Source organism: Streptomyces poriferorum (assembly GCF_019399235.1).
Lineage (GTDB): Bacteria > Actinomycetota > Actinomycetes > Streptomycetales > Streptomycetaceae > Streptomyces > Streptomyces poriferorum.
In genome coordinates this window covers 1-14,214 of the sequence record NZ_JAELVH010000167.1, presented here as the reverse complement: position 1 = coordinate 14,214, position 14,214 = coordinate 1, and the positions used below count along the sequence as shown (strand labels likewise).

The following is a 14,214-nucleotide window of genomic DNA, read 5'->3' as shown; positions in this document are numbered from 1 at the left end:
GGGCCTGGTCGCGCTCGCCCAGTACGCCGAGCGGGAGGGGACGGTGGTGGTGGCGAGGTCCTGGTCCGAAGAGCTGCCTGATGGGACGTCTCTCCGGCTCGGGGTGTGGCTGTCGAACGTGAAGAGCAGGCGGGCGACGCTCACCGGTGAGCAGCTTCAGCGGCTGGCCGGTCTCGGGCTGGAGTGGGCCGCATGAGCGCCGGTCAGCACGACGCGGATGCGTACGGCCCCGAGGGAGGCTCCGGCGGGTAAGTCGGCCGTGGCCCCTATGTGGGACGTGAAGAGCGTCCTGGCGGCGGTGGACGTGGGCGTTGGCCGATCCGAGCGAGTTCCTCGTCCCTGACGCGTCGGAGGAGATCGCTGCCGTGGCGCTCAGCGCCATACGCGAGGGCGAGCGCGCCGGGTACGCGGAGCGCCTGGAGGCGTTCGCCGAACAGCACCGGGCGCGCCTGGGGAAGATGGTGCGCGGGTCCGGTCCGGGTCCCGCCCAGCACCGCAGGTGTCCGCTGGTCGGCCAGTTGAGAGTCTGATCATCTGCGAGCGCATAGAAACCGTCCCGTTCCTCACGCGCGGGCAGTGGAGGAATAGGACAGAGGACGAGGTCCTCCTGGACGACCTCGAGTTCGCATGGGACCACGCATCCGCTTGAACCGGTGAGCCCGGGAACGGCTGCGGGCCCGGGCAGCGTGATCCTGCCCGGGCCCCGCTGTTGTCGGTTCGGCCGCAATCAAGCGTCTGCTGTACAAAGCCCGCCGCCGGGGTCGGGCTGGGCAGGGGCGGCGGCGCGTCGTCGGGATGGGCGGCCTTCCAGCGGTTGGTACCGACAGGCAACCAAACGACCCGCAACGTCACCAAAACGTCAACACCAACTCGGCATCCCTGACAACAGCCGAGTCACCCACGAAAACCCACTGAACAGCAGAGAACCCGATGCTCCCCCGCCGACAACACGACGTGAACCGCCACCGACAATTATCCGCGGATCACCACGACGGGCCACCATGCCTGATGCCCCGCCCTCTTGGCACTGGATGCGGCGGTGTCGCGGGGGCGGTTCTTGCTGGCGCGGTCGGAGTCAGGCTCGCACGGGTTCTGGCTCGCCCGGCCTGTCTTCGGTGGTGCTGGTCCTGTGGGTGGTGCCAGCGTGGGGCTGGGCAGACGCTGGAGCGGCGCCGGCGGGGGGCGTGGTCTGTTCGGCGAGTTTGCGGTAGCCGGTCAAGGTGAGGGCGCGCCAGGCGTGGAAGAACCCGAGAGAGGTCGCTGCGCCAAGGATGGTGGTGCCGCCAAGGATGAGCGGGCGGTGATCGAGGGAGTATCGCAGCATGGCAAGGTCTGCGGTGAGAGTCAGGGCCAGGGTGTTAAGGAACCATCCGCGACAGATGCGCATGCGGGAGCGGGCGTAGTCGGCCCGGGCAGCCAGGGCGGGGAAGTCGGTGAGGCGAAGGCGGGCCTGTGCGTATGCGGCGCTGGAGGTGAAGTAGCGGGACCGCAGGCGGCGGCGGAGTGGGGTCAAAGTGGTGTCGGCGGCCCGGTCGAGGAGGATGCCCAGAGCGTAGGCGGCGGCGAGGGATACCCCGGTGGCCAGGGAGGAGCCCGCCAGGGGGGCGAGTTTGGTCGTGTTGGCGGAGCCGATGAGGCTGATGAGGAGGAGGACCGCCGCGGTAAGGGTGCCGATGCCGACGACGAGGACCTCGATGAACATCGCGGTGGCGGCGGCCAGGGCGGGGGGTTCGGGTTGCGCGGAGTTCGTCATAGGGCGATCCCCCAGATGTGTGCCATGTCGGTGAGCATGGTGTGCGGTAGCTGGTCTTCCCAGGCGCTCTTGAGGCGGAAGCGGGCATGGGCCAGTCGTTCGAAGATGATCAGGCTTTCCGGTTGGCTGGCGAGCATGTAACGACCGTGCTTGAGGAAGTGGTCGCTGGTAGGGCCGTAGTCGGCGTAGGCCTGCTGGATGCGTTTGCGGTGGCGTTCGGTGAATTCGGTCAGCCGCTCACCGTAGGTTTCTTCGTCGTCGATGGTCTGCACCAGGATGTCGAGGATGTCGCGTGACAAGTCTCTGCTGTAGGGGTGATCGGTGAATGTGCGGTAGATCTGTTCGGCCAGGTCGAGGATCAGGTTGCTGCGTGCGAGCTCGGGATGGTGTGACATGGCTTCCACCCCCCGTTCGACTTCGAGGTCGTATAGCTCGACCAGCGCAATCAGACGGTATAGCGAGCGACTGACATCGGGGGGCGGGGTGACGCCGGGCTTGTAGAGGAGCCGGTGAGACATCCGCGACCACAAGTCCACTGCCTCGGTGCGTAGTTGGATCTCGCACTGATACGGAACGCCGTCCGGGTCTTCGAGCGGGCCGACCATGACGGCCTGGACGTGTAGCCGCGGGTAGCGCAGATGGTACTCGTCGTCTTGAGTCTCGCGGTCGTCCTGCACCTCAACGATGTCGAGAGACTCTTTGATCACGTCAAGAGCAGGGTCGAGCAGGCTCCGGTGGGGTACGACGAGGCGCAGGCCGGCTTTGTCGGTGATCTGTGTCCAGGGATCGGCGTATTTCTTGCGGTACGCCTTCGTGTTGAAGCTGCTGACTTCCTTGGCGCGGGAGGAGATCTGGCAGGTGATCCCCTTGACTGCGGTGCGTTGGCGAAGGTGGGCCCCGGTGGCTTCGGCCGCTGCCTGGATACGCGGGCGTTCCTCCCGGTATCGCCGGAAAGCCTCTTCAGTGGTCAGAGGCATGACAGTCCCGCGGGAGCGTGGAAACGGGGGCAGTTCATGTCTGCGCGGGCAAGGGCTCGTCGCCGCTTCGCGCGTGCGGCATTCGGGCCGGGACGGTGAGTGCGACACTCTCGAGTCCTGGAATCATTTCTGTCTGGGACGGTCGTTCCTCGGCCTGGTCCTGGGGCTTGGTGGGACGACCCGCTGCGGCGCCACTGCTGGTCTTGGTGAGTGTGCTGGTGACCGTGACGGTAGTACGGCCGTCCCCGAGGTCTTCCACGGCCACGGTGCCGTCCTGTACTGCTTCCAGCGGTGCGACCAGGAAGGCTCCGTTGGCAAGATCCACCCGAACCTTCTGCAACCGACCTTCGACAAGGTCGGTGTCCTTGTCGAACGCACGGATGGGAACGTCGTTCTCCATCAAGAAGTTGGCGAAATCATCGCGGTGCGGTTCCCGCAAATGGGTTTCGAGGAACGCCACGGGGTCAAGTGTCCCGGCGGAGCTCTGGAGCTCGACCATGACGGCCATGACGTAGTCCATGCGTACCTCGGAGTCCGTGACCCTGCTGTTGACCCAATCCATGGCTGTGTCATGAAAGCGGCGGGTCAGCTCTCTGGGGTGGTCCTGATGCCGGCACCCCAAGAACTTCTCGAGGAAAAACCGGGCTACGTCTTTGCCTGACTTCTGGGGGTCTGCGGCCCACCCCTGAAGCGTTTGTTCGGTGTTCCCTTCCTCGGAGAAAAGGGCCACCTTGTACACCTTGGACTTCTCGGTGAACAGCAGGTTGGCGAAGTACTGCACGTCGAAGGTGCGCAGGCCGTCCGTGACGATCTCGTTGGCTTGCATACCCGTCTCCTGCTCCAGCTTGACCATCAGCAGGGCGTGCTGATGGTCCAGGCGGGCAGCTGCGACCAGGAGGAGGCCCGCCGAGCTGGACCCGTTCTGGCTGTCGCGCAGCGCGTGGGCCAGTTCTCCGGATACCGCCACGAGATCGAGCTCACCGGCCAGGTACGCCCGCACAGCATCGGGCAGGACCGACTTCAGTTCAGGGTCCTCCACCACCTCGCGTCCCAGCCGGTCGAGGACTTCACGGAGCTTCGCTTGCAGGGCCGTGCGCACGGCATCGTCGAACCGGCAGGCCGTCTGGCTCAGCTGCAGCGCAGGAGGATCCTCACCCCTGGGGCGCTGAGGGATCACGTGAACGATGGCCTGCTTGACCACGAAATCCCCGAAGTCGCTCCGCACTTCCCGCCCCCTGCATCCCGGCCCGTGCATCAAAGCCGGACGCCGTCCATCTCCATGCGGTCCGGGACGCTCTCGCATCCGGGCCGTATGGCGACAATCTCGGCGCTCATAGTAACGGGGCGTGTGTTAGGCACCGACCGGAGACCGGCAAGGGTGGCCGAATCTCCGCCATCGGCATGCGCTGGTCATAACCAGACAGCGGGTAACGGGGCCTGACAGGGTGTTCTGTCCGGCCCCGCTCGGGTTGTCAGTCGCCGGACTCCTCCTCTGGGGCCGCGTCTTCAGGTGCCCCATCATCCGGTTCGGTCGGGGGCATGGGGACGAGCCGGTCTGTGTCGGACAGTTCCAGTGGCCGGTGGATGCCGTCGATCGGAGGGGAGTCGTTGTCGGTGACGATGATCTGCAGGCGGTCGACGTGTTCGGTGGCAGTTCGCAGGAGGCTGGCGTACATCTTGCGCAGGCGTTCAAGGTCGACGCCTTCGTGGCCGACGTTGCTGCTGATGCCGTCGATGATCAGAAGGTTGGGCAGGGGGATGTCGGGGTCGTTGAGTGCTACGTGTTGGTGTGCGAGGACGTGTGCGACGTTCACCAGTACCTCAACGCCTTGTGATTGCAGGTCGGCGAAAGGACGGCCGTCCACGACCGGCATGTAGGTCTTCCTGTTGATGTAGGAGCCCGGCTCGTCATCGAAGCGCGGAGCGTCGAAGCTGCGGAGGGCCGCTTCGAAAGCCTCGTCGAGTTTCTGCAGGCGTTCGCTGACGGCCTTATTGCTGTGGCGGGTGGCATCGATTCTGCTGTTGAGGTCCTCCCGTTCCAGTTCCGCGACGCGTTCGGCCTGCCCTGCCAACCGGTCGTGGAGAGCCAGGCTGTCGTCCAGGCGTGCGAGGCGCTCCTCGAGCTGCGCCTGTCTGGCCGCGACTCTTCGAATGCGGTCTGCCTGGTCGGTGATGTAGGTGGAAGTCGCTCGGTCCAGTTGCTCACCGAGGTCTGTCCGGCGCCGGCTCTGGTCAGTCACAGCTGTCTGGAGCTGAGCAAGGCGGTGAGTGCTCCGGTCGATGAGCTCTTCAGTCTCGGTTACTTGTTCGATGACCCGGTCTTGTTCCGCGGCGAGGGAAGATGGTGCCGGCAGGTTGGGTGGGTTTGCAGGCACAGGCGGCAGCTGTATTCGTCGCCCCTGTCTGGTACGCCGGCTCCGCAGCGAGGGCAGGTGCGGAACTCGAAGTCGTTGAGGAGCCGCTCGGCGACCAAGGCACGGGTGAGCCGGCGGCTCTGGGCAACAAGTTGTCCGTGCAGTTCGCGGAGATGGTTGACGGAGACAGCTTCTGCCTCTGCTGCGGTGGCGGCCCGGGCAATCTCTGCTTCCGTCTCGGCGATCCGCCGACGGAGTTTCGTAGTGGTCGGCTCGTTGGGGATGCTGCCCGTGAGGTGGACGTCGGCCTGGCGGGCTTGAGCGAGCTCCTGCTCGGCCGCTAGGCGCTCGACTTCGAGCTGTGCGCGGGAGGCGAAGGCGGTGCTCTGGAGGATCCGTTCCAAGGTGCTCGCCTCTGCGGTGAGGGCTGCCAGCTCTGTGGTGACCTCGCGTAGACGGTCCCGTAGTCCGGCCGCCTCGGGGTCGCAGAGGCACGGTGACCAAGGCCGCGGTTCAGCCTCAATACAACCGGGAGCTCTACGAGGCCTGGGGAAGGCTGCCCACAGCAGATCGAGATCGCCAGTCCGTTCGCGGACGCGGCTGTACCGGATGGTGATGGTTGCTGTCAGTCGTATGCCGGTTCCCTTCAGTTGGGTGCCGAAGGGCTGGGATACCTGAACCAGGACGGCAGGCCGCGCTGTCCGTCACTCGGCCGGAGAGGAGCCGCACATGCCGCGAAGCCATGGCGAGGATTCCGTAAACGGTCCGATGGCGGTGTTCCCGTCGGCGTCGGGGCGGGCAGCGGCGATGCCCCGGCTGCTGGAGCTTGACGGGCGTGGAGAGCTGACGGCCGCGCATGTGCGTCTGGTGGCACAGGCGTTGGGGAAGTCGGAGCGGACCGTGTGGCGGTGGCTGGCCGCTGCCCACAAGGATCACCGCCTCGCACGGGTGGAGTCGTCGCATTTCACCGTCACCGTGGAAGTGAGGCGGCTGCTGGTGCTGTGGGGCGGTAACGCCTCCCGGGTCCACGCCGAGCTGGTGCAACGGGCGGCCGGCGATCCGGACGCGACCGCGGTGCCGTCGCTCTCCACACTGCACCGGGCGATCCGCCGGGACCTGACCCGCGGGGAACGGGCCGGTCTCAAGAGCGGGGAGGCTGCGCGGCGCGCGCATGACGTCTTCGGACAGCGGCCGGCTACGCACCGCAACGCGGTGTGGGAGGGCGACCACAAGCATGTGCCCGTCGAGGTCGATGTGGAGGGTGAGCTGGCCACACCGTGGGTGACCTGGTTCATCGACTGCGCCACCAAGGCGATCACCGGGGTGGCGGTCACCGCGCATGCTCCGAGCCGGGATGCGGTGCTGGCGTGCTTGCGGATCGCGATCACCCGCAGCGAGGCATTCGGGCCGGTGGGCGGGCTGCCCGGTCAGATCCGGGTGGACCGCGGCAAGGAGTTCCTGTGCGCGACAGTCACCGCAGCGATGGGCGCGCTCGCCGTCCCCGTCACCGACCTGCCCGCCTATACCCCGCATCTGAAGGGGACGATAGAGGCGTTGAACGACGCGGTGGAGGAGATGTTCCTCGTCTCCCTCCCCCGCTACACCGGCCGCCAGAAACTCACCGGCGGCGCTCTCGCCGACCCTGATGCCCCGCCCCTGACGTATGAGGCGTTCGTGGGGCTGCTGCTGGACTGGGTGACCTGGTGGAACACCCGCCACCGTCCGTCCGCGCTGAACGGGAAAACCCCCCTCCAGACGTGGCAGGCCGACGCGACACCGCTCACGGACGTGGCCGCGGGGCAGCTGGCGACATTCGCTCTGGAGGACGATGGGCGTACGTACACGATCAGTACCAGCGGGGTGCGGTGGCGCCGCCGGGACTACCTCGCCCCGTGGATGAACGGCCGTACCGGCACGAAAGTCTCGGTACGGCACCTGCCCCACCACGACGACACCATCGAAGTCTTCGACGCGGCGACCGGCCGGCACCTCGGTTCGGCGTTCCTGGCCGCCGCGGCGAGCCGGGAGCAGATCCGCTCCGTCCAGGCGGCGCGCACCGCTGCCGCCCGGCGGCTCAAGGCCGATCTGAAGGCCGCGGAGAAGCTGCGGCGCCAGCGTTTCGAAGCCTCCACCACCGCCGCCCCGCCCCGTCCGCTCACCTCCGTAACCGCAGCGGAGGCTGAAGAGGAGCTGGGCGCGGCGGCACAGAGCGACCGCCGTGCGCTGGCCCGACCCGGTCTCGTTCCGCACGGTCCCGCGCCCGACACCTGGGCCCGCCCGAGGCCCCCGCGCACACCTACACCTGATGATGAGGACACGAGCTGATGATCGCCGACCTGGACTACGGGCTGCTGCCCGACGAAAGCGAAGACCACTTCCTGGGCCTGGAACAGGCCCAGCTGGTCGGTACCGACACGCTGCTGACCACCCGGGACAACATCGAAGCCGTCATCGAAGCGAAGGCCATGATGTGCGTCTACGGGCCGGCTGGATCCGGCAAGACGATGTCGGTGAACTCCGCGCTGCGCCATCTCGCCCCGGACATCACCCACCGCCTGGAACTGCGCGCCGGCCCCACCCCGCGCGACATTCGGCATGGCCTCTTCCAGGCGCTGGGGCTGCCCGGTGAGCCCCCGGCCCGCCCGATCGAGTTCGACACCCTCCTCAAGGAGGCACTCGCCGAGGAGTTCCGGGTCCTGGTCTGTGACGAGGCGCAGTGGATGAAGAAGACCGGGTTCGAGTTCTGGCGCCACCTGTGGGACGACAAACGCACCAACATAGCAGTGATCTTCGCCGGGGGCGACGGCTGCTACAAGGTCCTGCGCCGCGAACCCATGCTGGCTTCCAGGATCTTCATCTGGCAGGAGTTCACCCGCATGTCGAAGGACGAAGTGAGGGAAACGATCCCCGCCTTCCACCCCGTCTGGGCAGACGTCGACACCGCGTTGATCGACGCGATCGACAAACAGGCCGCCCACGGCAGCTTCCGCAACTGGGCCAACATCACCACCCACATCCTCGCGGGCATGAAGAAACTCAACCTCAAACAGGTCGACGAAGACCTCGTGCGCTGGGTCTACAGCAAGATCGGCGGCATGTAATGACCACCGGCGGCCCACCACTGGTCACCGTCATCCACGACAAGGACGACCACCCAGCCTGGACGGCCGCCGCACATGCCGCACACGATCCGGCTATCGGCCGTCTGACCATCGACCCCAGCCCCGCCAACGGCGCGCCCGCCGCCCTCGCCCACGACCTCCTCTACGCCCTGGGCAAACGACTCCCCCAAGGGGGAGAAACGTACGGGACGTGGGCCGATTCCCAGCGCCCCGCCTGGGACGCCGTCGCCACCTGGATGCTCGCCCACCACATTGGGCACCTCATCGTCTGCCGCACCGACCGCCTCACACACGCCCGCCAGCAACAACTCCTCGCCCTGAGGGAACGGTGCGGTATCCGCCTCACCCTCCTGTGGCACCGGCCGGTCACCCCTGCCCTGAAAACGCTCCTCGAAGAGACCCCGTACCGCCTCGTCGACACCCTTCCCCAGGCCCGTACCGCGTTGAGTCAGACGGAACACTCGCCGTCAGGTACCCAAAACGCCGGACAGCGGCGGCCCACCGGACCAGCCCCGTGCCAGGACGACGGCCGGTGGATCACCTCCCCGCCACCATCGGACGGCACGGTGACAGACCGCCCAAAACGCGCCCCATGCCAAGGCGCCCCCGTTCTCGCCTCCACAACGAGCGGCGCACCGTCCGCGCGAGAACCCGACCGCATATCAACGGCCGTCCTCGCCGCACGGCTGACCACGGTGGCACACCCACTGCACGCCACAGCCCTGACCATCCACGCGGTCACCGGGGCAGACATCGACCGGCTCGCACTCATCCGCGGCATCGACATCAACGACACAGCGACCACCGTCAAAATCCACGACAGCACCGCCCACCGCCGATGCCAGCTCCACCCACTCCCCACCTGGACGCGCCGCCTCATACGAGCCGCCGGCATTCACGGACAGCTCAACGACCGTGCCCCGGACAACACGCTCTTCCCCCTCATCACAGTCCAAGACGGCGAACAACTCCGCCTCACCGCAACAGGAATCCGCTACCACCTGAAACCCATGCCGTAGAAGGCGACACGGTCCACCCCGTCCCCAACTCTTGGTGCCACCACAGCCTTGACCAGCGACAACACACCCCATGCTGTACCGACCGGCAACCAACCGACCTGCTTAATCACCAAAAACGTCAACACTCCGACGGCATCCCTAACAGCAGCCGAGTCACCCACGACAAACGCTGAACAGCAGAGAATCCGACACCCACCCCACTGACATCACCATGCTGAACCACACCCACAAAAAACCGCAGATAGTCTGAATGGCAGATGCTGGCCGCGCTGGCACTGGTCGCGTTCGCCGTCCCCACGTGAAGGAACTGGTCGTCGGCGCGCTCACACATCATTCTGGTGTCTCTGCGGGCGATGCCCGGCCTGACCGTGATGGTCCAGTGCGGGGCAAAGATCCTGGGCACCGAGCACTTCACACCTGTCGCGGCGCGACGGGTGATGAGCGTGGCCTCGTAGCCGTTCGGTTGCAGCTCACCGCTGTTCGGACACGACCTGTCAACCGACCGTGCAAGGCGAGTGCGTCGACTCCGCCGAACTGCGACCGCCCAACCACTCGGCCGCCAAGGCGTGCGTCACCCCGGTGCCCTGCACGTCGTTGATTCTCGGGCGGGGTCGCGGCGGCCTCGGCGTAGGGAGGGGTCCGGTGGGTCCATCGTTCGTGATCGAGCGCTTTGAGTTCTTGTACAAGAACGAGTGGCGCTTTCGCGCCTTCAAAGGGTTGGTCACATTCCTGACAGGGCCCGCAGGCTCGGGCAAATCCACCGGCGCGGAGTCACTGCTGTACGCGCTGGGGCTGACCAAGAGCACGGTCATGCCGGAGGTACGTAGGTGTGACGTCGTCCGGCTCGTCTTCCGTGTGGCCGGCACCCGCTGGCAGGCCAGTCGCAGCGGCCGGTCCTCTGGCGGGCAGGTGATCTTTGAGGACCTGAGCAGTTCCACAGAGCCGGACCGGTCTTTTCCTGTCCAGGCTACAAAAGCGGGCGAGACGAGCGCGAGTGACTTCATCCTGGAGCTCTTCGGGATCCAGCCGATGCGCAGTGGCGCGGTGACCCTGAATCTGTCGCACGTCTACCGGGTCATGACGCTGGGGCAGGCGACGATCGCCACCGAGTACCTGGGCGGTCTGGGCAAGGCCGAGCGCGTCCTGCTCTTCGAGGTGCTCCTGGGACTGCGGGACGCCGAGCTCGATCGCCTGGAAAACGCTGCCAGCGACGCTGACAGCCGCTACAACAAGGCTAAGCGGCTGCTGAACCAGTTCACCAAGCTGCGCGAGACCGGAGTGCTGGCCGACCCGGAGGTGGTACGAGCGCAGCACGCGGCGAAGATGCAGGCTCATCAGGACACGACCCGCAGGTGGGATGAGGCAAACGGCGCCTACAGCGTCATGGCCGGTGAGCACGGGCGTCTCAATGCCGTGTACGGGGTGGCGGACAAGGACCGGAGCAGGGCTCGGCGGAAGGCAGACGAGGCGGCGGCTCTGCTGCGGACCGCGGCTGAGGGACAGGGCAGGGCACAGGGGCACCTCAACGGTCTTCACGCTGCTGCGGCGAAGAAGGGCCCCGAGGACTGTTCACGATGCAGGCACGTTCTGCCTGAGCGGAACCCCGGCCTGTGCCGGCAGTGCGGGCAGGCCTATGCGCAGGAAAGCGGCCACGACGAGCGGCGCCAGGAGGCGCTCGCCCGTGCTCAGGCGGAACTGGACCGCGCCACCATGATCCGCGCGAAGCGTGAGGAGACGGCCCGTGCCGCCGCCGACGTGGCTACGGGCGCGGAGTCGGCGGCGCAGGCAGCACTGAATGCACGCGACACCTACGAGAAGCAGACCCTGGCCCCGCAGCGGACCAAGGTCCACGAGCTCGAGAAGACGGCTCATGGGCTTTCCAGGGAAATCGAGCAACTTGCGGTGCGCTTGGAAGAAGCCGGCTACATCGCCGTGCAGGAGCGCGAGGTCCAGGCCCGCGAGCAGGAGAAGAAAACCGTCCTCCGTGACCGGGACGCAGCCCGCACAGCGCGTGAGCAGCGCCGCAAGGAGCGGCTGCACCGTTGGTCAGAGCTGTTTCTGGCCCGTGTACGCGAGATCGACCCGAGCAAGAACATCGCGACCATCGACGCCGAGGACTTCACCACGCTGGTGGACGGCAAGGCCTTCGAGGACAGCTCGGTGGCAGGAGGGCCCAAGACAGTCACCAACATCGCGGTCCTGCTCTCCTTGCGGGACCTTGCACGCGAGGAGCCGACGGTCACCGTGCCGCCGTTCTTGCTCATCGACTCCCCGCTGAGCGGATTCGGCGCCCAGGGCCTGGATGAGCAGATGAGTACCCGGCTCCTCAAGGCCCTGATCACCGCGGCCGACGACCCTTCCCCTGACGGCTTCGCCTGCCAGATCATCACCGTCACCAACGATCCTCTGGCTCAGGCACACTCCGGTGTCCGCGAGATCCGGCTCAGCCCCGAGCACCGCTATTTCGATCACGCGCCCCTGATCGACGGGCCGCCGCTCAGCGCGTGAAGGCTGCCCCTGACCTGTCGGCGGTCCGGTCGTCGGCAGGTCAGGGCTGCGCCAAGGCGGTGCGGTCGGTGACGATGATGTGCAGGGCGTGCAAGGGCTGTGCGCGAGTGGGGCGGATGACTTCGATCCACTCAGTGACGTCTTCCAGGAGGTAGGCGAGGCGGCCGTAGCGCTGCCAGCCCAGTCCGATCCCGAAGACAGGTTCTGGCGCGGTGTCCCAGTGGCCGTGGAGCGGCTCTCCGTGAAGGTGAACGGCGTCCATGTCGCACCCGCGTGTCTCGGCATGCGCAAGAGCCGCTGAAGCTGCCCTGCGCAGAGGGCTGGTGGGAGACCAGCGTGTGAGTGCGCGCTGGGCCAGCGGGTGTGCCGGCTCGGTTCCGTCGAGCTCCAACTGGGTGATGGTCACCGCCTTCCTGCCAACCATGGCGGCAAGGTCTGCACGGACCGGGCGGGGGATCCACCGGTCGAGTCCTTCGAAGGCGTCGATCATGTGGTCGCGTTGAGCCCGGCCGGCCAAGGGATCTGAGGTGAGGTCGGCCAGGCGGGCTCGCGCGGCTGCCATGGGTTCGCCTTTGCGCCACAGGAGCATCAGGGGGATGCCGTCCTTCTCCAGATACTCGCGCTGACGCAACTGGAGCTGGATTCCACGCGAACGCCCCTTCAAGGCACGCTTCATCGACCCCGACGGATCCCGCCCGTTGGACAGAGCATGGACGAACTCTGCAGTCAGGCGGTCATCCGTGCGGTGCTCGACGACGACGTCGACGTCGGCCGGCTCGAGCGCTCCTCGAGCATACGAGCCGAAGACGTAGACCTCGTCGGCCAGGTCCAACGGCCAGCCGCCCGCCTCCAGGCGATCGAGCATGTCCGTCAGAAGCTGAGTGGCACGCTCACGTTTCATTCCGGCTCCAATTGAGCTATTGGCAAAGGAGATTCGACTGTAGAGGGCGCTTGAGACATGCCGGGCGCTTTGGGTTGTCAGTGCCTTCGATGGGATGACGTTTGCCGCAACCTGCAGACAGGCGAGGCGGCATGCACTGTGGAATGGAGAGAACTTCCGGCCGCCGGACATACTGAGTCTGCTCCAGGGGCGGGTGAGCGCAGGCAGCAGTGAAGCGAACGGTATGCGCAGCGTTTTCACGACGGCTGCTGGCCGCAAGGAAATGCCGGGACCCTCTCTTGGTGCGTACGCCTTGGCCTCCTCGCGTCGGAGATGTCTCACGTCACGGGGCGCGGTAGCCGAGCTCCTCCAGCGCGGGGGCGGCTGGCGGGAAAATATCTGGCAACGTGCCCAGGCTGCCCGGGTTAGGGGGATGATGCTGCTGTGCTCGAGGGGTGGCACCGGGCGTGTGCCGGTGCCGGTTGCAGGGGGGTTGGGATGAGGCATGTACCGCAGAACACGGTGGAGTTGCCGCGTCGTATGAAGCACCTGGCGGTCGACGCCCGGGGGTATCCGGTGATCGCGACGGTGGAACGCAGTCCGCGGAAGGTGGACTTCGGGTCGATCAACGAGCGGCGCAAGCTGGCTCTGGCCACGTTCGACTGGTGCGGCGTGTGCGGCCTGCCCTTCGCTGACGAGCTGCGCTGGCAGACGGTGTTCCAGGAAGGGCCGTTGCCGACCGCTGTCAGCGGGGAGGCGCCGGTGCACGAGGTGTGCGCGCTGTATGCGGCCCAGGTGTGCCCCTACCTGTTCTCGCCGCACTCTCGTCTGGGGGACGAGTTCCGTAAGGGGGCCGTGCGGGATACCGTCGTGCGGTTCGTCGGCTTTGAGTCCACCAGCGCAGTGACAGCCCACGAATCGGGGCTGCAGCCAGGTGTCCACACCCTGCACTTCAAGCACCGGGGGCACGCGGACGAGTTCTCCTACCGCTCCCCCGATGCGATCCGGGAACGGTTCGCCGACGCTCTGGCGCGCGAGCAGGATCTGCCGGTGAGCGACGCGGAGGGAGTGCTGATCCGTCTGTTCAACCGGCTCGACGACGGGAGTGAGGGCGATGTGGTCACCGGAGCGGCGCTGATCGCGGGGGCCGCCTTCGCCAAGGAAGTCTTCAAGGTGCAGGGTATGAAGGCCTTCGCCGGCAAGGAATACCCCACCGTTGCCACACTGATGTTGAAGGGCAGTGCACAAGAGATCCTCGAGTTCTCGCGCGGCTCTCAGGACGAGGCGTTCGGCGCTGTGGGCCCTTGGGTACTTGAGCGCGCCGGGGACTTTCCGGTGCCGCTTCAGGCATGGCGCGCCCGCGGGGAGAACATGGTCCCTCGCAGCGCGTCTCCGCGGCCGGAAGGGCCCGGGCGCAGCGTTGCCAAGAACGCCGCGTGCCCGTGCGGCTCAGGCCGCAAAGCGCGCCGGTGCCACCCCGCCGGGATACCCGCCAGCTGATTCTTCAGGTATACGGGCGGCTGGCCGGACTCGTGGCGAACCACCGCGACTTGGATGCCGGTTGGCCTGTCAGGGGGAGGGGCGAGGGATAGGCTCGGTGG

The 14,214-nt window shown here is 66.8% G+C and carries 13 protein-coding genes; 7 read left to right on the top strand and 6 right to left on the bottom strand.

What is annotated here, in order from left to right:
* Together JGS39_RS25950 and JGS39_RS25945 are read left to right on the top strand one after the other, a co-directional pair.
* Nucleotides 1-196, top strand: a 196-nt coding sequence (locus tag JGS39_RS25950) for a helicase associated domain-containing protein (protein ID WP_219571984.1), incomplete at its 5' end; no start/stop codon positions are given.
* A gap of 115 nt (nucleotides 197-311) precedes the next feature.
* The gene (locus tag JGS39_RS25945) at nucleotides 312-530 is read left to right on the top strand and encodes a hypothetical protein (RefSeq protein ID WP_219571982.1); all 219 of its coding nucleotides are present in this window, start codon (nucleotides 312-314) and stop codon (nucleotides 528-530) included.
* A gap of 545 nt (nucleotides 531-1,075) precedes the next feature.
* Here the strand turns inward: JGS39_RS25945 and JGS39_RS41505 are convergent.
* The 5 genes from JGS39_RS41505 to JGS39_RS25920 all read right to left on the bottom strand — a co-directional run bounded on the left by JGS39_RS41505 (nucleotide 1,076) and on the right by JGS39_RS25920 (nucleotide 5,488).
* A complete protein-coding gene (locus JGS39_RS41505; protein WP_219571981.1) occupies nucleotides 1,076-1,753 on the bottom strand; it encodes a hypothetical protein in 678 nt (225 codons plus the stop codon).
* On the bottom strand, nucleotides 1,750-2,730 hold the full coding sequence (locus JGS39_RS25935; RefSeq protein ID WP_219571980.1) for a RelA/SpoT-related domain-containing protein: 981 nt from the start codon (nucleotides 2,728-2,730) through the stop codon (nucleotides 1,750-1,752). The genes JGS39_RS41505 and JGS39_RS25935 overlap by 4 nt, the downstream gene beginning before the upstream one ends.
* Nucleotides 2,731-2,764: 34 nt before the next feature.
* Complete coding sequence (locus JGS39_RS25930; protein ID WP_219571978.1) at nucleotides 2,765-3,955, bottom strand: nucleoid-associated protein; 1,191 nt, start codon at nucleotides 3,953-3,955, stop codon at nucleotides 2,765-2,767.
* A 247-nt stretch (nucleotides 3,956-4,202) separates the two neighbouring features.
* Nucleotides 4,203-4,970: a hypothetical protein gene (locus JGS39_RS25925; RefSeq protein ID WP_219571977.1), complete on the bottom strand. Its 768-nt coding sequence runs from the start codon at nucleotides 4,968-4,970 to the stop codon at nucleotides 4,203-4,205.
* A gap of 59 nt (nucleotides 4,971-5,029) precedes the next feature.
* Nucleotides 5,030-5,488: a hypothetical protein gene (locus JGS39_RS25920; RefSeq protein WP_219571975.1), complete on the bottom strand. Its 459-nt coding sequence runs from the start codon at nucleotides 5,486-5,488 to the stop codon at nucleotides 5,030-5,032.
* A 403-nt stretch (nucleotides 5,489-5,891) separates the two neighbouring features.
* On the opposite strand from JGS39_RS25920, the gene JGS39_RS25915 reads away from it, so the two are divergent.
* The 4 genes from JGS39_RS25915 to JGS39_RS25900 all read left to right on the top strand — a co-directional run bounded on the left by JGS39_RS25915 (nucleotide 5,892) and on the right by JGS39_RS25900 (nucleotide 11,733).
* Nucleotides 5,892-7,409: a TnsB C-terminal domain-containing protein gene (locus JGS39_RS25915; RefSeq protein WP_372456166.1), complete on the top strand. Its 1,518-nt coding sequence runs from the start codon at nucleotides 5,892-5,894 to the stop codon at nucleotides 7,407-7,409.
* Nucleotides 7,409-8,185, top strand: coding sequence for an AAA family ATPase (locus tag JGS39_RS25910; protein ID WP_219571974.1), 777 nt, complete (start codon nucleotides 7,409-7,411; stop codon nucleotides 8,183-8,185). Before JGS39_RS25915 ends, JGS39_RS25910 begins: the two co-directional genes overlap by 1 nt.
* Entirely contained in the window at nucleotides 8,185-9,225 is a 1,041-nt protein-coding gene (locus JGS39_RS25905) for a hypothetical protein (RefSeq protein WP_219571972.1), read from the top strand. The genes JGS39_RS25910 and JGS39_RS25905 overlap by 1 nt, the downstream gene beginning before the upstream one ends.
* A 642-nt stretch (nucleotides 9,226-9,867) precedes the next feature.
* Nucleotides 9,868-11,733 carry a hypothetical protein gene (locus JGS39_RS25900; protein WP_219571970.1) on the top strand — a complete coding sequence of 622 codons (1,866 nt, stop codon included), beginning with the start codon at nucleotides 9,868-9,870 and terminating at the stop codon, nucleotides 11,731-11,733.
* 40 nt (nucleotides 11,734-11,773) lie between these two features.
* On the opposite strand, the gene JGS39_RS25895 is transcribed toward JGS39_RS25900, so the two are convergent.
* A complete protein-coding gene (locus JGS39_RS25895; protein WP_219571968.1) occupies nucleotides 11,774-12,634 on the bottom strand; it encodes a nucleotidyltransferase domain-containing protein in 861 nt (286 codons plus the stop codon).
* Between the two features lie 519 nt (nucleotides 12,635-13,153).
* Between JGS39_RS25895 and JGS39_RS25890 the strand changes: the two genes are divergently transcribed.
* On the top strand, nucleotides 13,154-14,113 hold the full coding sequence (locus tag JGS39_RS25890) for an SEC-C metal-binding domain-containing protein (RefSeq protein WP_219571967.1): 960 nt from the start codon (nucleotides 13,154-13,156) through the stop codon (nucleotides 14,111-14,113).
* Nucleotides 14,114-14,214: the final 101 nt, after the last annotated feature.